The following is an 18,000-nucleotide window of genomic DNA, read 5'->3' on the forward strand; positions in this document are numbered from 1 at the left end:
ACCCGCACTTTCAAGCCCGTTTGTGCGAACGGGCGTGGGTGGCGGCTAGGGCTTGGTGGCGATCGCGGCGCCCAGCGCAGCCCGGTCGGCCACCCCGAGCTTGGTGCAGGCCCGATAGATGTGACCCTCGACCGTGCGGACCGACACCTCCAGCCGGTCGGCGATCGCCTTGTTGCTCAACCCTTCTGCCACCAGAACGGCGATGCCGCGTTCGCGGCCCGTCAGCGGCACCGGCGTCAGTGCGCGCTCGAGCGCCGGGGTCGACGGGTTGCCGCAGGCTTCCGACCAGCGCGCGGCGTTGGCGCGCGAGGCCATCTCGGGGTTGTGCCGGCCCGCACCGGCGTGCAGCACCGCGGCCTGTGCCGCGGCATCGGCGGCGGCCAGTAGCTGGCCGTGCCCGGCGAACTCAGCGGCCACCTCGTCGAGACCCGCGGCGCGCCGGGCCGCCAGGTGACGGGCGTACCGAAGCACCAGGGGCGCCAGCTCCCCGGCCACCCCGCCGCACACCGCGTCGGCCTCCTCGCCGATCTGCTTGTCGCCCAACCGAAGAGCATCATGCACGGCCAGCAGTGCGACGCCGTGCTGGCCGGATTCGCGGGCCGTGGCGACTGCACGGCGGGCGGCCTCGATGGCGCCGGGCATCTCCCGGCCGGCGGCCAGCGTCCAGGCCCGGGCCAGTTCCAGCTCCGGGGTGTAGATCCGCGACCGCAAACCGTGGGATTCCTCGGCGCGGGCCAACTCGAGTTGGGCCTGCGCGTAGTCGCCCCGCTGGCCCAGCGTGCGGACCAGCAACAGCTGGGCCAGCGGACCCCAGGAGTAGCCGGTGTCGGCGAGCCCGGCGGCGCTCTGGAACAGCAGCGCACCGGCCTGGGCGAGACTGCCGCGGGCCATCAGGGCCTCGGCCAGCAGGACATCCGAGATGGCGCGGCCGGGCTGCTGCATCCCGGCGAATTCGAGGTAGCGCCGTGCCAGGGCCTCTGCGCGGGCCACGTCGCAATCCAGCCGGGCCGCGGTGAGCTGGCCCAGCCCGATGGTGAACCGCAGCAGGCCCGGATGTGCGGTATCCAGACCGCGGGCAGCCAGAGCCGCCACGGGTTCGAGATCACCGGCGCGGGCGGCCGCGAGCGTGGCCGTCGCCGCCGCCCACGCCACCGCCAGATCGCCGGCGCCCGGGCGGACCAGAATGTCCCCGGCCGTCGCACGGGCGTCGGTGAGTTCGCCGGCGTTGAGGGCGAACGTCGCTGCCAGCGCATCCAGTGCGCCGGCGGCGGCATGCTCACCCACCCGGGCCCGGACCTCCGCGAGCACCGTGCGTGCCGCCGCGGAGTCGCCGCGCATCCAGAACTGATTGGCCGTCTTGGGGAGCGCCCAGGCCACCAGGTCGTCCGTCGACAGGGTGCCGGGGTCGACGGCCGTCAGCACCTCGTCGGCCTCGGTGCCGCGGCCCTGCCAGGCCAGCGAATGTGCCAGCGGCAGACGGGCATACAGCGAGTCCTGGCCGGCCCCCTCGAGCGCGCCGCGGGCGAGCACCTCGCCCAGGCGCAGATCGCCCAGCCGCATGGCCTCCCACGCGGCCTCGATCAGCGCGCCGGGTGCCAGCGGGGTGTCGGTGTCCAGCGACAGCGCCGCCAGCCGCAGCCGGTCGCTCACGTGACTCGGATCGCCGGCGGCCAGCTGCCCCACCAGATCGGCGCAGAGCCGCCGCCGGGTCAGTACGCCCAGATCCGCCCGGATGCATTCGGTGTAGATCGGATGCGCCGGCGACACCACGTCGACGCTGCCACGCCGGGTGATCGCCGCGGTCCCCGCCGCCTCGGCGGCCTCGACGGCCGACTCGCTGGTGAGCGCCGTCAGGTCGGCGAGTGCCAGCGGCTCGTCGACGGCCAGGTACTGCATCACCGACGTGGCGTCCGGCGACAGCTTCTCCAGCCGCTGGTTGATCAGCGTCGTCAGGTGCGGCGGCAACGTTGTGGCGCCGCGCAGCTGCCAGACCCCGCGGCTGGCGCGCAGCGCACCGGAGCCGACGGCCGCGTCGACCAGATGCCGCAAGAACAGCGGGTTTCCACCGCTGATCGCGAAAAGCTGCTCACCACTGCTGGTTTCGAGCGGACCACCGAGCACCGACTCGATCAGCGTCGTGGTCTCGGCGCCCTCCAGCGGGGCCACGTCGATGCGGGCCAACAGGTTCTCCTCCCACAGCGCGGTGATCGCGTCGGGGGAGGGGGTGTGGTCGCGCACTGTTAGGACCAAACGGGCCTGCGATTGAAAGGTCAACTGGTGCAACAGCATCGACGATAGGGGATCGAGGTGCTGGGCATCGTCGACGGCGATCAACAGCCGGCGTTCGTCGACCCCGTCGCACAGCGCCGCCCGCGCCGAATGCAGCAGGGCGGCCGAATCGGCGCCCGGCGCGATGTCCAGCAGATGGCTGAACGCACCGAACGGGATGTGGGCGGCCGACGCGGTGGCCGCCACCCAGCGCACCTCGGCCTTGCGATCGTTGCGGGCCTGCCGGCTGGCCACCGCGCGGGCGAACGCCGTCTTGCCGACCCCGGCGGCCCCGACGAACACCACGCCGCGATGATCCGAGCGGAGCAGTGCATCGTCGATCTTGGCCCAGATGGATGGCCGCGGTGCGGTCTGCCACGCCAGGTCGGTCACCGTTGCAGCGTAACTCTGGCCCGCTCAGAAATAGACGACCATCAACTGGGCCAGGAACACCTTGAGGATCATCGACACCGGGAACAGCACGGCGTAACCGACCGCGACGCGCTGGTCGGGCATCTTGGTCATCGCGTAGGCGTACGGCGCCGGGTTGAGCTGGGAGCCGGTGAGCCCGCCCAGGGCGCGGGCGGTGCCGTAGCGCAGGACCGAGCGCAATCCGATGACACAGATCAGCGCGTGTGCCGCCGAGATCGCGAACCCGAGCACCACCAGTTGCAGGCCGTTGGTGGACAGCGCGCTGATCAGGCCCGACCCCGCACCGGTGCCGACCGCCACCAGGAAGATCAACAGCGAGAACTGATTCAGTGTGTTGGCGACATTGCCGGGCAGGGTCCAGATGATCGGCCCGGTACGCCCGATGGCGCCCAGGACGACGCCCGCGATCAGTGGGGCGGTGGCCGTGCCGAGCACCAGCACGCCGCCGCCGGGCAACGGGATCTTGACGAACGCCAGCAGCAGCCCGATGGCCAGCCCCAGTCCCAGACCGATCGCGTTGATGTCGCCGGCGGTGCGTTCGGAATCGCCCAGCGCCGTGGAGATCTCGGCCAGCCGTTCGCGGGGTGCGGTCACCCGCAGCCGATCGCCGCTCTGCAGCACCAGGTCCGGGGTGGCCATGATGTCGATGTCGCCGCGGCGCACCCGGCTGACCACCGCGTCGAACCGCTCCTCCATCCGCAGGTCCCGCAGCTCGCGGCCGACGTAGCCCGAATTCGACAGCGTCACGCGGCGGAAGTCGATCTCGCTGCGGTCCAGCCACGGCTCTTCGGTGGCCGCCCGGCCCAGCTGCCCGACCAGGTTCGCCACGACGTCCTCGCGGGCCGTGATGGTCAACAGATCCCCGGCGGCCAGCGGTTCGGCCTCGTGCGCGACGACGGTCCGGTGCCCGCGGGTGAGCCGCGAGACCACGGCCTGGTGCCGGGCCTCGAACTCGTGCACCGTGCAGCCCGGATCTCCGACGAGTTCGAGGGTGCGCACCACGATGGGTGCCAGCTTCTCGCGATCCTCCGCGGTCGGTTTGCGCTTGCCGGCGCTGATCAGATACGAACACGCGACGATGGTCAGCAGCACGGTGATCGGGTACGCGACGGCGTAGCCGATGGCCGGCTCGGGCGGGATGTCCCCGCCGCCGGCGAGCTGCTGCTGCACGGCACCCAGTGCCGCGGTGGCGGTGCCGGCACCGGAGAACGCACCGGCGATGGTTCCGGTGTCGAACCCGAAGCCCTTCCCGACGCCCAGTGCCGCGCCGGCCATCGCCGACACCGCGATCAGCGACACGATCACGGGCTGCCAGCCGGTGCGCAGCGCCGACAAGAACGCCGGGCCCGCGGCGATGCCGACCATGTAGCAGAACACGCACAGCGACAGTGACGTGACGAGGGGAGGCAGCGCCACATCCGGTTCGATGGCCGAGAGCGCCAGCGCCGCGAACAGTGCCCCGGCCGGGCCGAACGAGATGGGGCCGAACCGGATTCGACCGAAGAGGCTGCCGACGCCGACACAGAAGAACAGGGTGAGCAGCGGGCTGTTCGCGAACCAGTGCATTGTCACATTCCTACCTTTGAATCGATCACCAGCGCGTCGATCCAGCCGCGGGCGAAGTAGAGCAGGAAGCCCACGGTCACCACCCACAGCAGGGGACTGATCTCCCGGGCCCGCCCCGAGGCCGACCGCAACACCACCCAGGCGATGAAACCCACGCCGATGCCGTTGGCGATCGAGTACGACAGCGGCATCACCGCGACGGTCAGCACGACCGGCAGCGTCACGCCGAAATCGTCGAAGTCGATGTCGCGCAACACCGATGCCATGAGTGCGCCGACCACCACGAGCGCGGCGGCCGCCACCTCCGACGGCACGATGGCCGCCAACGGCGTCAGGAACATCGCCGCCAGGAACAGGCCGCCGGTCACCAGGCTGGCCAGGCCGGTGCGGGCGCCCTCCCCGATGCCGGTGCCCGATTCGATGAACACCGTGTTCGACGATGCGGACACCGCGCCGCCCACCACGGCGCCGGCGCCCTCGACCACCAGCGCCGACTGCAGTCGCGGGAAGTTGCCGTGCTCATCGGACAGCCCGGCCTGCCGGGACAGACCGGTGAAGGTGCCCATGGCGTCGAAGAAGTTGGTGAACACCAGCGTGAACACCAGCATGACGCCGGCCAGGATGCCGATCCGGCCGAAACTGGCCAGGCTGAACTCGCCCACCAGCGAGAGGTCGGGCACGGCGAACGGAGAACCGCTGAGCGTCGGGACCGACAGACTCCACCCGCCGGGCTTGTCGACGGCCGAGCCGAGATGCCAGACGGCCTCCACCACGACGGCCACCACGGTGCCCGCGATCAGCCCGATCAGGATGCCGCCCCGCACTTTTCGCGCCACCAGGATGCCGGTGACCAACAGGGTGAGTACGAAGATCAGCGTCGGGATGGTCGTGATGGAGCCGGCGCCCTTGGCGCCCAGCCCCAGCGGCGGGGACGGCAGCCCGGTGGAGCCGACGAACCCGGCGTCGATGAGACCGATGAACAGGATGAACAACCCGATGCCGGCCGTGATGGCCAGTTTCAGCGGCATCGGGACGGCGTCGAAGATCAGTTTGCGCAGACCGCTGATCGCCAGCGCGACGATGATCAGGCCGTTGATGACCACCAGGCCCATCGCCTCGGGCCAGGTGAGTGAGCCCACCACGGAGCTGGCCAGGAACGAGTTGATGCCCAGCCCGGCGGCGAACGCGAACGGCAGGCGTGCGACGACGCCGAACAGGATGGTCATGACACCGGCGGCCAACGCTGTCACCGCCGAGACCTGCGTGAAGCCGAGCTTGTGACCGACGACGTCGGCGGCTCCGGACAGGATGATCGGATTCAGCACGATGATGTAGGCCATCGCGATGAATGTCACGACGCCGCCGCGGATTTCGGTGGCGACCGTCGATCCGCGCGCGGAAATCTCGAAGAATCGGTCCACCGCGGTCACGCGTTCAGACCCGGCCCGCGATGAACGACGCCGCCTGGCCGGGGTAGGGCGGTAGCTCGTAGTTGCTGTGCGCGGAGCGATCCCGGCCCGCCCCGCAGATCGGGTCGCCCGAGCTGCACAGGTCGATCGTGCGGCCGGCGAACTGCCCGGTCGACGACAGGGCGCTGCCGAACCGGTTGCCCGGGTTGCCGAAGACGGCGACGGCCGACACGCGACCGGCCAGCGCGGGATCCAGCGCGGGTGCCGAACCGATGCTGCCGATCCGCTGGCCGACCGGCGGCACTCCCGCCAGCATCGACACCACCGACGCGCCCTGGGAGAAGCCGCCCAGCACGATGCGGGTGCCCGGGCAGTTGTCGGCCATCCAGGCGATGTGGCCGCGGGCATCGTCGGCGCCCTGACCGGTGGTCAGGAAGTTGTAGCTGGCCGGATAGTTCACCGCGTACCTGCCGAGGCTGCGGCCGCCCAGCATCGGTTCCAGCGCGTTGGCCAGGGCGTCGCCCACCCGGCCCAGGCCGGGCGGCTCGGCGGTGCCGCGGGCGAACACCAGGTCGACGTCCGGGCAGGGATCGGCGACCGCCACTGGCGCGGGTGCGCTCACCAGGGCCCCGACCGCAGCGAACACACACAGGAGGCGAAGCAGCATGGCCCCATCCTCACAGAGATCCGCGGTTGCACGGGGCGAAACGTGCCAGGATGGCGACCATGGTCGACGATGAGGAACGACAGTTCAATCAGTCCAATATCGACGAGTTCCGGCGCAACGGCGGAAAGGTCGGCGGCCAGTTCGAGGGCTTCCCGCTGCTACTGCTGACGTCGACGGGCGCCCGCAGCGGCGCGCAGCGGACCACTCCGGTGGCGTACTTCGACATCGACGGCCACATCTACGTCGTCGGCTCGTCGGCCGGACGCGACCGGGATCCCGCGTGGGTGTTCAACATTCGCGCGCAGCCGGCGGCGTCGGTGGAGATCGGCGCCGACCCCCCGCGCGCCGTCACCGCCCGTGAACTGCCCCGCGCCGAACGCGATCCGCTGTATCGCACGATCGTCGAGCGGGCACCCGGCTTCGGTGAGTACGAGAAGCTGACCGATCGCGTCATCCCGGTGTTCGAGCTCGTGCCTGCCTGAGTGCCTGGCGCACCGAGCTGATCAGCTGGCCGACGTCGCGTTGCGGTGTGGCGGTCAGGATCAGCCAGCCGTGGATCGCCCGGCGCTCGGCCGCTGCGGCAGCGAGATTGATCAGCGTTCGGTCGGTTGGCGGCGGATCGCTCTCGACGTGAATTCCGACCTTGAAACGCCTCCAGCCCAACGATATTCGAGCACTGTCCGGCCACACGCCGACATTGATGTCGGTTTCCGGCCGCGGTAGTCCGGCCTCGTGCAACGCCAGTCGCAGCGTGCTCTCCTCGGGGTTGGCCGCGCCCGCGTCCATCAGATACATCACCTGTCTGGCGGTGTCGATTCCGCGAGCGCCCCGGTAACGATCGGCGAGCCGATAGAGGTCGTCCTCGGTGACAGCGGTCTTCGCAGCCAGTCGGTCGAGGTGTTGGATCGCCAACTCTCGCGGCAAGAACCGCGCAAGGTCCAGCGCGGTGCGCTCGGGTGAGGTGATCAGCATGTGATGCCATGCGGCAATCTCGTCGGCGTCGATGCGTTCGGTGCGGATGATGACCCCGCATTGGGGCCGGCGTGCCCTGGCGATCAACTCGACGGGGGTGTCGTCGTCCAGCGGGCCCCTGGTGTGGATCGCTGCGGCGGCCTGCCCGGCGATGATGCCCTTGCGTCCGGTCCACAGCCAGGCGGCCCTGGTCCGGGCCCTGAGGTCGCGCGGAGCGTCCTTGTGCAGGTAGACATCGGGCAGTAAGGCTCGGTGGTTCCAGCGCAGCTCACCGCGGGTGAGGTCGAGGTTGGCGATCGCTTCGCTCCCGATGAATGGTTCGCTGCGGTATCCCATGTCCGGGAACTTGCGGCTGGGCAGGGACACCTTCTGGGAGCTCGAGCGAGATCTGCGTCGCGGCTGTGGATTGGACTACGACTGTGGATTAGCACGGCCTCGTGGTCGATTTCGACGAGATCGACACCACGGCTACCCGCGATGGAGAAGTCGTCGAGACCGACATCAGGGCTGCCGTGGTGTTGCGACCGACGGTCCCAATGCGTGCCCAGATCGACCTCGAGGTCGCCATGATGGGTATCTCGTCGATATCGACGCCTGGGTTGCCATGAGGGGTAACTGGCCGACATCGACATCAAGGTTGCGAAATTTCGGGTCGCCCGATGTAACCGCAGCCCTGGGGTAGAGATCGCTCGAGGCACCAAAGAGGGTCTGGCTTCCCAGCGCCCGTGCCACGATTGATCGATGCCGACCCCGAACGGGCAGCACACCGTCCTCGCGGAGGCCGAGAGCAGCCCCTACCACTCGTTGCGCCAGCGGCCCATCAGCCGTGCCGAGCGCTACGCGCTGGGCCGCAAGCTGCGGCATCGGGTGCCGCGCCGGACCCTGGCGGACTGGACCCCGCCGGCGGGTCGGCCGGACCCGATCGGGCTGATCGAGGAGAACCACGAGGGCCGGCTGGAACAACTCCTGCCGATCCGGGTGGGCCGAATGGTGGCTTCCCCCTACGGTTTTCTGCGCGGCACCGCGGTGGTGATGGCCGAGGACGTGGCGCGGCTGCCGTCGACCGGCATCACGCCCGTGGTGTGCGGGGACGCGCACCTGGGCAACTTCGGGTTCTACGCCTCCCCGGAACGCGACCTGGTGATCGACCTGAACGATTTCGACGAGGCGCACCCCGGCGGCTGGGAATGGGACCTGCGTCGGCTGGTCGCCAGCATCTGGGTCGCGGGCCGGCAGAACGGCGCGTCCGAGGAACAGCTGGCGGTGGCGGTGCGATCGTGCGTCGCCGCCTACCGCCAGGAATTGCGCCGGCTGGCCGACGAACCACTGTTCGGCCGCTCGTTCACCCGCCTCGACGTGGATCGGCTCGCCGGCCAGACCGCCGGGCCGCTGCAACAGGAAGTGGAGCGCTCGGCGGCGCGGGCCCGCAGCCGCACCAGTGACCGCGCGCTGCCCCGGTTCACCGAGGAGGTCGACGGCCAACGCCGGATCATCGAAGAGCCGCCGCTGATCACCCGCCTGCCCGACGACGAGGCCGAGGCACTGGCCGAGGCGCTCGACGACTATCTGACGACGCTGTCCACCCACTGGCGCCGGGTGCTCGGTGGCTACACCCTGCTCGACGTCGCGCAGAAGGTGGTCGGGGTCGGCAGCGTCGGGCTGCGCGCGTACGTCGCCCTGCTGGAAGGGTCCTCGGCCGAGGACGTCGTCTTCCTGCAACTCAAGCAGGCCCGGCGCTCGGTGCTGGCGCGCTACGTGCACGGCGAATCGGCCTGGCACGCTCACCAGGGGCAGCGCGTCGTCGAATACCAGCAGGCGCTGCAGACCGTCAGCGACCCGCTCCTGGGCTGGACCACGGTGCAGGGCCGGCAGTTCTACGTCCGCCAGTTCCGGAACATGAAGGGCACCATCCCGCTGGACGCGATGGACGCGGCCGCGCTGGTCGACTACGCCGGGGTGGTCGGCCAGCTGCTCGCCAAGGGGCACGCCCGCACCAGCGGCGCCTCGATGATCGCCGGATACATGGGTGGCTCCGAACGCGTGGACGACGCCCTGTGCGTGTTCGCGCGGCGCTACGCCGATCAGACCGAGGCCGACCACGCCCTGCTGGTCGCGGCCGTCGACAGCGGCCGGCTGGCCGCCGAGCGCGGTGTGTGAGCCCTACAGATCCACCGACATCGGCGGGACCTTCCAGATGTCGTCGCAGTACTCCGCGATCGCACGGTCCGACGAGAACTTCCCGCTGCGCGCCGAGTTCAGGATCGACATGTGGCTCCACTTGTCGCGGTCGTTCCACACCCGGCTGACGTGATCCTGGCAGTCGACGTACGAGCGGTAGTCGGCCAGCACCAGGAACGGGTCGTCGTGGATCAGGTTGTCCACCACGGGCCGCAGGACCTCGCTGTCGCCGTGGGTGAACCGGCCGCTCGCGATCAGCTCGAGCACCGCGGCCAGTTCGGCATCGCGCTCGATGTAGGCCATCGGCCGGTAGCCGTCGCCCTTGACCGTCTGGACCTGATCCTCGGTGAGCCCGAACAGGAAGAAGTTCTCCGGTCCGGCCTCCTCCCGGATCTCGACGTTGGCGCCGTCGAGCGTGCCGATGGTCAGCGCGCCGTTGATCATGAACTTCATGTTCCCGGTGCCGGAGGCCTCCTTACCGGCCGTCGAGATCTGTTCGGAGAGGTTGGCCGCCGGGTACACCAGGTGCGCGGTCTTGACGTTGAAGTTGGGCAGGAACACCACCTTCATGTACCGGTTGGCGATCGGATCGTTGTTGACCGTCGCGCCGATGGCGGTGATGAGCTTGATGATCCGCTTGGCCATGAAGTAGCCGGGGGCGGCCTTGCCGCCGAAGATGTAGGCCCGGGGTGCGATCGACAGACCCGGGTTCTCCCGCAACCGCAGATACTGGGTCACGATGCCGAGCGCCATCAGGTGCTGACGCTTGTACTCGTGGATCCGCTTGACCTGGACGTCGAACATCCAGCTGGGGTCCAGCTCGATCCCGGTGACGCCGTGCACGTACTCGGCCAGCCGGGACTTGTTGGCGCGCTTGACCTCTCGCCACCGCTTGCGGAAGGCGGGATCGTCGGCGTAGGCCTCGAGGCCGCGCAGCTGCTGCAGGTCGGTCAGCCAGCCGTCACCGATGGTCTCGTCGCACAGGGCGCGCAGGCCCGGATTGGACAGGGCCAGGAAGCGTCGCGGAGTCACCCCGTTGGTCACGTTGCCGAACCGCTCCGGCCACATCTCGTAGAAGTCGCGCAACACCGACTCCTTGAGCAGTTCGGAGTGCAGCGCGGCCACGCCGTTGACGTAGTGGCTGCCGACGGTGGCCAGATGCGCCATCCGGACACACTTGCCACCGTCCTCGCCGATCAGCGACATCCGGGTCACCCGATCCTCGTCGCCCGGGAACTTCGCCCGGACCTCCTCGAGGAAGCGGTCGTTGATCTCATAGATCAGTTCGAGGTGCCGCGGCAGCGCCTCCCCAAAGATCCGCAGCGGCCAGGTCTCGAGCGCTTCGGGCAGCAGCGTGTGGTTGGTGTAGCCGAACGTCCGGACCGTGATGTCCCAGGCGTCGTCCCAGGTGAACTGGTACTCGTCGATGAGCAGTCGCATCAGCTCGGCGACCGCGATCGACGGGTGGGTGTCGTTGAGCTGGATGGCCCACTTGTCCGGCAGCGCGCTCAGCGGCAACCCGACCCGCTGGGTGTGGATGTTGATGATGTCCTGCAGTGAGCAGGTCACGAAGAAGTACTGCTGCAGCAGCCGCAGCCGCTTGCCCGCCTCGGGTTCGTCGTTGGGGTAGAGCACCTTGGAGACGGTCTCGGAGACCACCTCTTCGTCGACGGCCTTGTAGTAGTCGCCGGTGTTGAACGCCTCGAGCGCGAACGACTCGACCGCCCGGGCGCTCCACAACGTCAGCGTGTTGCAGGTGTTCACGCCGTAACCCTGGATCGGGGTGTCGTACGACGTGCCCATCAGGACCCGATGCGGCACCCAGCGCACCCGGAACTTGCCGGCGACGTCCTCGTACTCCTCGGTGTGCCCGCCCCAGTTGACCGTGTAGCTGGCATCCGGCTTCTCGATCTCCCACGGGTTGCCGTGCGCCAGCCAGTTGTCGGTCTGCTCGACCTGCCAGCCGTCGGCGATCTCCTGCCGGAAGATGCCGAATTCGTAGCGGATCCCATAGCCGATCGACGGCCGCTCCAGGGTGGCCAACGAATCCAGGTAGCAGGCCGCCAGCCGGCCCAGGCCGCCGTTGCCCAGACCGGGCTCGACCTCGCAGGCAAGCACCTCATCGAGGTCCTGACCCAGATCCGCCAGGGCCGCGCGCGCCTCGCTCTCGATACCGAGGTTGAGCAGGTTGTTGCCCAGCTGTGGGCCCATCAGGAACTCGGCCGACAGGTAGCAGGTGACCTTGTTGGACAGGTCCAGCCAGTCCTGCGTGGTGGCCATCCAGCGCTTCTGCATCCGGTCGCGCACCGCCAGGGACAGCGCCCGGTAGTAGTGGTCGGGGGTCAGCGCCACCGACGGGCGGGCGATCGAGTAGAGCAGGTGATCGGACACGGCCGCCCTGATCGACTCGGAGGTCATCCCGGACCGGGTCTGACCGGTCGGAGCGGCCTGGGGGAGCGAGGTGCCGTTGAGGGAATCTCCGGGCGTCGGGCTTACGACATCGGTCACTGACTTCTCCTGCCGGTGTGCGGACGGGTCAGTCTCACCCGCCCATGTTTCCAGAATGTGCGCAACCGGCGTCGCCGATGTGAACAGGACTCGGGTAGTGGAATACGCACGCCGACCGACACCCATTGCGTCACGCTGGGGAGCATGACGACGATAACCGCGACACCCCGGCTCGCGCTCCTCGAGCAGGCCCGCAGCATCGACGACGTGATCGACAATCTGGACCGCATCATCGCCTGGTCGATCGACACCGGCAGCACCATCGGATATTTCGCGGTGCTCTACAAGCGCTCCACCCTGGCGATCCGGGAGGCGATCCGGCTGCGCCTGTTCGAGAACCCCGAGCGGATGGAGGAGTTCGACGTGGTGTTCGCGCAACGCTACTTCGACGCGCTGAACGCCTACTTCCATCCCGCCGACGCCGGCGAGCTCAACCTGGCCTGGGCGGTTTCCCTCGTCGGGCACGACGCCAGGTCCACCATGCTGCAGCAGATGCTGGCCGGCCTGAACGCGCACATCTGCTTCGACCTCGGGGTCGCGGCCGCCGCCGTGCCGGTTGTCCCGATGGACGACCTGAAGCACGACTTCGACGCCATCACCGACGTCGTGCAGACGCAGGTGCCGGCCATGGTGCAGACCTTCGAACGGCTGTCCCCGGGATTCCGGTGGTTCACCCTGATCACGCCGGAGAAGTACGTGATCGGCAACGTGCTCGACAGATTCCGCAAGGGCGCCTGGCTGTTCGCCGTCGATCTGGCCATGAACCCGGATCAGGTGCGCAAGCTGCACGTCGACCACACCTCATGGACCGCCGCGCTGGGCTACTGGTACCTGAACCCGCCCAAGAAGCCGTGGACGCTGGTGCCGCTGCTGGTGTGGCTGCTCGGCCATGGTGAGAGTTCCGACGTCGCGAAGAACCTGCGGGCGCTCGACCGCATCGCCGATCACCCCGCCGACGTCCGGCCGGCGTTCCGTCGCCGGGTCAGCCCAGCGCGTCGCCGACCTTGAACAGCAGGCGGGCGATCGGGTCCGCCGGCCGAGGTTCGCCATCCGGATCCAGTTGCATCGGCGGATCCCCCTGCGGGCGGCCCAGCCGCCACCGGATCCGGTCCAGGGCGCGGAACGGGGCCAGCGCCTTCGGCTCGTTCAACGGCCAGACGTCGCACGGCGTGGCATCCGAACCGGTGGCCGCCAGGATGCCGTTGACGGCCCGCCGGGCCGCCTCGTTGGCGCCCTCCATGGTGGCCAGATCGGTGTAGGTCCGGACGAAGTCGGCGGCCAGGAACAGGTTGGGGATCCGGGTGACCGCATCGGGCCGGTCGGCCCACGAACCGGCGGTGTTGATCAGCAGCGGCTCGAGGTTGGTGGCCTCGGTCGGGTTCGGCGGCCGGATCGCCGGGTCCAGGAACCAGCTGTGTACGTTCGCCTCGTCCAGGACGGTCGCGCCGACGGCGTCGACCAGTTGCCGCCACACCTCGGCCTTGATCTCCTCGGCGGTGCACGCCATTGCGACCTTGTGGTTGCTGCCGGGGGACGTCCAGTCCGAGATGTCCACCGAGAGAATGCCGTTGACCGCGCCGTCGCCGCGCCCGCCGAACTCGAACCCCGCCGACCGCCAGAACTGCGCCTGCGAGATGGACGTCAGCGCCCACGCGGAGTCGATGAACAGCGAATGACCGTGCTGCATCGGCACATCCTGTTTCAGGTAGAACATGATGCCGTTCATCCAGCGCGTCACCAGCCGGGACAACGCCGCCAACCGTGGATCGGCGGTGTGCAACGCCGGGGACAGCAGTGGGCGCAGCCGCTCCACCGGCAGCGCGGCCACGTAGTGGTCGGCGACCAGGGTCTCGGTGCCCCCGTCGGTGTTGATCGTCACGCCGGTGACCCGGTGCCCGTCGCAGCCGATGCCGGCCACCTCGCAGCCACCCCGGAGCACCACCCCCAGTCCGCGCAGGTGCGCCAGCCACGGCGTGATCCAGCGGTCGCTGGTGGGCCCGTCGAGCACCCGGGACATCCGGCCGTCGGCGCGGACCAGGTCGAGCGCGAGCTGGCACAGGATCAGCCCGCCGGTGCGCGCCGACATCTCGCGGGCGCGGGCGGCCACCAGCGTGCGCGTCAGACCGTTGGCGAGGAACTTCTGGAACGCCGCCGAGCGCTGTTCGGCCCCGCTGAACTCCCACCAGCTCTGCAGGTCGTACTCCTGGTAGCGGCGTTCGTCGCACGCGCACAACAGCTTCATCAGGCCGGCGGCGAACGCGGCGAACTCCGCGGTGGGAACCGTGACGCTGGCGGCGAAGTCGCGCAGGAATCGCAGCGCGGCGACGAAGTCGGTCCCGGTGGCGGGGCGCTCGGCGATGGCGATCAGTTCGGGCCGACCGCCCTCCTGCGCCAACAGGATTCGTGACGTCGGCACCAGATGGTCCACGACGTGGCCACCGCCGAGCGGGATGCGGGCCATGGTGTCGGGCAGGTGCCGGTAGAAGCCGGGGAAGAAGCGGAATCCGTGCTCTCCGGGCAGTGGCAGCCGTCGGCCGGCCGCCGAATCGGGCACGTCCATCGATCGCGCCTTGCCGCCGAAGTCCGGCCGCCACTCGACCACGGTGACGTCGAAACCGCGCTCGGCCAGTTCGTGCGCGGCGGTCAGGCCACCGACCCCGCCGCCGAGCACCAGGACCGTGCTCACCGCAGGATCCGTTGCGCGCGAGCCCATTCCGGCAGGGCCGGGTCGGCCGGCAGGCCGGCCACCAAATCGGCCAGCGCCGCACGGACATCCTTATCGGGCTTCCCGCTGAAGTCGACATGGTCCAGCAGACAACGCAATTCGAACAATGTGGCCCCCTGTTCGCGGGCGCGTCCCCGCGCGATGTCCAGTGCCTGCAGCCGCTCACCGGGCTGATCCAGCGTGTGCGCCCGCAGTCGCAACAGTTCGGCGTCCTCGAATCGCATGCCGGACTCCTCGGCCAGCCGCAGCGACATGTCGATCCGTTCCCGCGCCAGTGCGGGCAGGCCGGCGGCCAGCAGGAGCCGCGCGATCACCCCGTCGTGATAGGTCAGGTAGATGTGCAGCTGGAGACCGCGGGCGGCGTCGACCACGGCGCTCAGCCGGTCGGCGCGCCGGCGCAGCGTGTCCGCGTCGGCTCCCGCCGCCAGCGCGGTCAGCCCCCGGACCGTGATGTGCTGGGTGCCGGCCACCATCTTCCACATGTCGATGCCGGCGTCCTCGGCGCACCGGTGCATCGCCGAAGCGAGATCGGCGGCCTCCTCGAGTCGGCCCCCTTCCAGGCAGACCCAGATCTCCTTGAAATACGTGTGGGCCCGGTTGGTGGCGCTGCGGGGGAACGTCAGCTCTGCGCAGCGGCGCTCCGCCTCGCTGATCGCCGCCCGCGCGCCGGCGACGTCGGCCCGCAGCACGTGCGTCAGCGCGAGGTAGGTGTGCGCGACGGCAATGGGGTCCGTGGTCACCATCCAGCCGGCGTCCATCGTGCCGGGATCGGCGTCGGCGCACCGTGCGACCGCGTCACGCAGGCATTCCTCGGCGGCGTCGAACCGGCCCTCCAGCCACCACACCGTGCCCAGCGACGAGGTCAGAACCGGGTGGGTCCAGCGCCGGTCCGCCGCACCGATCCGGGCGGGCAGCGATTCGAGCAGATCCCGCGCCGACCGCAGCTCGGCCCGCGGCATGTAGTAGCCCAGCATCGTGATCAGCGTGGTGAGCAACTGCTCGTCGTAGCCGCCGGCGGTGGCCAGCTGCAGGCAGCGCTCGAGGTCGGCCGGACCCTCACCGGTGGTCGCACTCACGGTGGCGGCCACCAGGAATCCGCGCGCCAGCCGGATCGCGATCTCGTCCAGGTCGCGCTCCCGGGACGCCGCGCACGCACCGAGCTGGGTCAGCGCGTCGGTCAGGCAGCCGACCGCCTCGAGCAGGGCGCCGCGCCGGCGCGCCGCGTCGGCGGCCTTCCGGTAGCCGGCGACGGCGTCGGTGGGCCGCTCGGCCTGGGCGTAATGCTCGGCCACCACCCGCCAGTCGGGCTGGGCGCCACGCGCGGCCACAAGGGCCTCGGCGGTGCGGGCGTGCAGGTCCCGGCGTCGGCTGGGCGGCGATATCTCGGCCGCGACGTCCCGGAAGAGTTCGTGCCGGAACCGCCAGCCGTCGGTCCCGCTGGGTTCGAGCACCCGGGCCTCGAACAGCTCCCCGACGACGTCGTCGAGGTGCTGCGGCAGCGCGGTGGCAGGGTCGAGAACGGCACCCAGCAGCGGGATGTCGCCGCTGCGGCCGATGATGGCGGCCGCCTCCAGCACTGGCAACGCCGCGGATCGCGTGTTCAGTTGGGTGAACAGCGGGTCGTAGAGCGCCTCGGGCACGCCGGCGTGCGGGTTCTCGGCACGCAACATCCCGGCCAGATGCTCGATGTAGAACGGCACGCCGTCGCAGCGGTACCGGACCGTCAGACGCTGCGCCATGGTGGCGTCCGGGCACAGCACGTCGACCAGCGCGTCGCAGTCCCGCGGACCCAGTGGACCCAGATCGAACAGCTGGACCGGCCAGTGTGGGCGCAGCCAGGAACCGTCGCGACCGGTCAGCACCACCAGCAACGAATCGTCGCGGGCCATCAGCACCGCATCCAGCAGCTCCAGCGTGGACGGGTCGTACCAGTGCACGTCCTCGGCGACCAGCAGGCCCGGACCGCTTGCGGCACAGGACAGTACGTAGCGCAGCGCACCCGCGTTGACCATCTGGTACAGCGAGAGGCCCTCGGCGGCGGCGGGTTGGTAACCGTGTTCGGGACCGATGTCGAGGATCGGCGCCAGCAGCGGCAGCATCTCGGCGGGATCCAGCCCGACCGTGTCGATCTCGGCGCGCAGCAGCCCGAACCGCTCGGCGTCGTCGGTGAAACGGGTGAAGCCGCAACGGCGTTCCAACAAGCGGCGCACCGGGTGCAGGCCGCTGCCGGTGTGCAGCGGCGAACCCCGCAGCTCCACCACCGCCGCGCCGGCGGCCTCGGCGGCGTCCGTCACGGACCGGACCAGCCGTGTCTTGCCGATGCCGGCCTCGCCGCGGAAGGCCACCGCGGCCCCCGTCGGTTGCGCGGCGGACACGGCACCCCAGGCTCGCTGCAGCCAGCTGCGTTCCCGGCTGCGGCCGATCAGCGGCGTCGAGGGCGCCGGCGGCGCGTGTGGTCGCTCGCCGATGACCCGGTGGTAGGTGACCGGGGTGTCGACGCCCTTGACCAGAGCGGCGGGGCATTCGATCAGTTCGAACGCGTCGCCGACCAGCGCGGCCAGCGCGTCGGACACCGTGACCTCCCCGGGTCCGGCGAGGCTCGAGATGCGGGAGGCGAAGTTGGCCGCGAACCCGTAGACGTCGTCCTCGACGGTGTCGAGGTAGACCAGGCCGCGGTGCACGCCGATCCGGACCTCGACCCGCACGCCGTAGCGTTGCTCGGCCTGTTCGCTGAACTGCGACACCAGCCGGGCGATGTCCAGCGCCGCGGCCACCGCGCGGTGCGTGTCGTCCTCGTGCGACCGCGGGTGGCCGAACACCGCCAGCAATCCATCACCCTTGGTGGACGTCAGATGCCCCTCGTAGTGCTCGACGAACCGGGCCGCCTGGGTGCGGTAACTGCTGACCAGCGTCCGGTAGGTCTCCGGCTCGACCCGGGTGGACAACGCCGTCGAGTCCACCAGATCGATGAACATCAATGTGAGACGGCGGATTTCGCCGCTATTGTCCACCCCGCCGAGCAGATCGTCGTCGCCGTCGTCCGGCTCCCCGAAATCCGGCGCCAGGTCCTCGTCGGCCGGGGTGCGCGCAGCGGGATGTTCCGGATTGCCGCCGCGCAGAGCGCGATCCAGCAACTCGTCGATCGACGCTCGGGGACCCCCGTCCATGCGCCCACCTCCCCGGTTGACAGCAGCTCAGTTTATCGCGGTGGAAGTGACACTGTCGCGTGGATTTTCACAGTTAGCTGTGCGGCCACTTCGGGCTCGAAAGTTCTA

12 protein-coding genes are annotated in these 18,000 nt (G+C 69.8%); 4 read left to right on the forward strand and 8 right to left on the reverse strand.

What is annotated here, in order from left to right; all coding sequences use genetic code 11:
- Window positions 1-45: 45 nt before the first annotated feature.
- From U0R18_RS19925 to U0R18_RS19940, 4 genes are read right to left on the reverse strand one after another with little or no spacing between them, the layout of a single operon-like run.
- Window positions 46-2,661, reverse strand: a complete 2,616-nt coding sequence (locus U0R18_RS19925) for a helix-turn-helix transcriptional regulator (protein WP_526371681.1) — start codon at window positions 2,659-2,661, stop codon at window positions 46-48.
- Window positions 2,662-2,685: 24 nt separating this feature from the next.
- Window positions 2,686-4,266 carry an aspartate:alanine exchanger family transporter gene (locus U0R18_RS19930; RefSeq protein WP_526371683.1) on the reverse strand — a complete coding sequence of 527 codons (1,581 nt, stop codon included), beginning with the start codon at window positions 4,264-4,266 and terminating at the stop codon, window positions 2,686-2,688.
- Window positions 4,267-4,268: 2 nt separating this feature from the next.
- Window positions 4,269-5,696: an NCS2 family permease gene (locus tag U0R18_RS19935; RefSeq protein WP_526371685.1), complete on the reverse strand. Its 1,428-nt coding sequence runs from the start codon at window positions 5,694-5,696 to the stop codon at window positions 4,269-4,271.
- 4 nt (window positions 5,697-5,700) lie between these two features.
- Window positions 5,701-6,342 carry a cutinase family protein gene (locus tag U0R18_RS19940; RefSeq protein WP_526371687.1) on the reverse strand — a complete coding sequence of 214 codons (642 nt, stop codon included), beginning with the start codon at window positions 6,340-6,342 and terminating at the stop codon, window positions 5,701-5,703.
- Window positions 6,343-6,401: 59 nt separating this feature from the next.
- Here U0R18_RS19940 and U0R18_RS19945 point away from each other — a divergent pair, with 59 nt between their 5' ends.
- Window positions 6,402-6,824, forward strand: a complete 423-nt coding sequence (locus U0R18_RS19945) for a nitroreductase family deazaflavin-dependent oxidoreductase (RefSeq protein ID WP_526371689.1) — start codon at window positions 6,402-6,404, stop codon at window positions 6,822-6,824.
- On the opposite strand, the gene U0R18_RS19950 is transcribed toward U0R18_RS19945, so the two are convergent.
- Window positions 6,793-7,680 carry a type IV toxin-antitoxin system AbiEi family antitoxin gene (locus tag U0R18_RS19950; RefSeq protein ID WP_526371691.1) on the reverse strand — a complete coding sequence of 296 codons (888 nt, stop codon included), beginning with the start codon at window positions 7,678-7,680 and terminating at the stop codon, window positions 6,793-6,795. The genes U0R18_RS19945 and U0R18_RS19950 overlap by 32 nt on opposite strands.
- Before the next feature lie 71 nt (window positions 7,681-7,751).
- On the opposite strand from U0R18_RS19950, the gene U0R18_RS19955 reads away from it, so the two are divergent.
- Complete coding sequence (locus tag U0R18_RS19955; RefSeq protein ID WP_526371693.1) at window positions 7,752-7,922, forward strand: hypothetical protein; 171 nt, start codon at window positions 7,752-7,754, stop codon at window positions 7,920-7,922.
- A 133-nt stretch (window positions 7,923-8,055) separates the two neighbouring features.
- On the forward strand, window positions 8,056-9,471 hold the full coding sequence (locus U0R18_RS19960; protein ID WP_526371695.1) for a DUF2252 domain-containing protein: 1,416 nt from the start codon (window positions 8,056-8,058) through the stop codon (window positions 9,469-9,471).
- Between the two features lie 3 nt (window positions 9,472-9,474).
- Here U0R18_RS19960 and U0R18_RS19965 read toward each other — a convergent pair whose 3' ends face one another.
- Window positions 9,475-11,910 (reverse strand): glycogen/starch/alpha-glucan phosphorylase, encoded by a 2,436-nt coding sequence (locus U0R18_RS19965; RefSeq protein WP_526371835.1) that lies wholly within the window; start codon window positions 11,908-11,910, stop codon window positions 9,475-9,477.
- Between the two features lie 234 nt (window positions 11,911-12,144).
- On the opposite strand from U0R18_RS19965, the gene U0R18_RS19970 reads away from it, so the two are divergent.
- Window positions 12,145-13,008 carry a DUF5995 family protein gene (locus U0R18_RS19970; RefSeq protein WP_526371697.1) on the forward strand — a complete coding sequence of 288 codons (864 nt, stop codon included), beginning with the start codon at window positions 12,145-12,147 and terminating at the stop codon, window positions 13,006-13,008.
- Here the strand turns inward: U0R18_RS19970 and U0R18_RS19975 are convergent.
- The gene (locus U0R18_RS19975) at window positions 12,983-14,686 is read right to left on the reverse strand and encodes a hydroxysqualene dehydroxylase (protein ID WP_526371699.1); all 1,704 of its coding nucleotides are present in this window, start codon (window positions 14,684-14,686) and stop codon (window positions 12,983-12,985) included. The two genes, U0R18_RS19970 and U0R18_RS19975, sit on opposite strands and share 26 nt — an antisense overlap.
- Window positions 14,683-17,892 (reverse strand): adenylate/guanylate cyclase domain-containing protein, encoded by a 3,210-nt coding sequence (locus U0R18_RS19980; protein WP_526371701.1) that lies wholly within the window; start codon window positions 17,890-17,892, stop codon window positions 14,683-14,685. Before U0R18_RS19980 ends, U0R18_RS19975 begins: the two co-directional genes overlap by 4 nt.
- Window positions 17,893-18,000 lie beyond the last annotated feature (108 nt).

It is taken from the genome of Mycobacterium sp., assembly GCF_046330795.1.
Taxonomy (GTDB): Bacteria; Actinomycetota; Actinomycetes; order Mycobacteriales; family Mycobacteriaceae; genus Mycobacterium.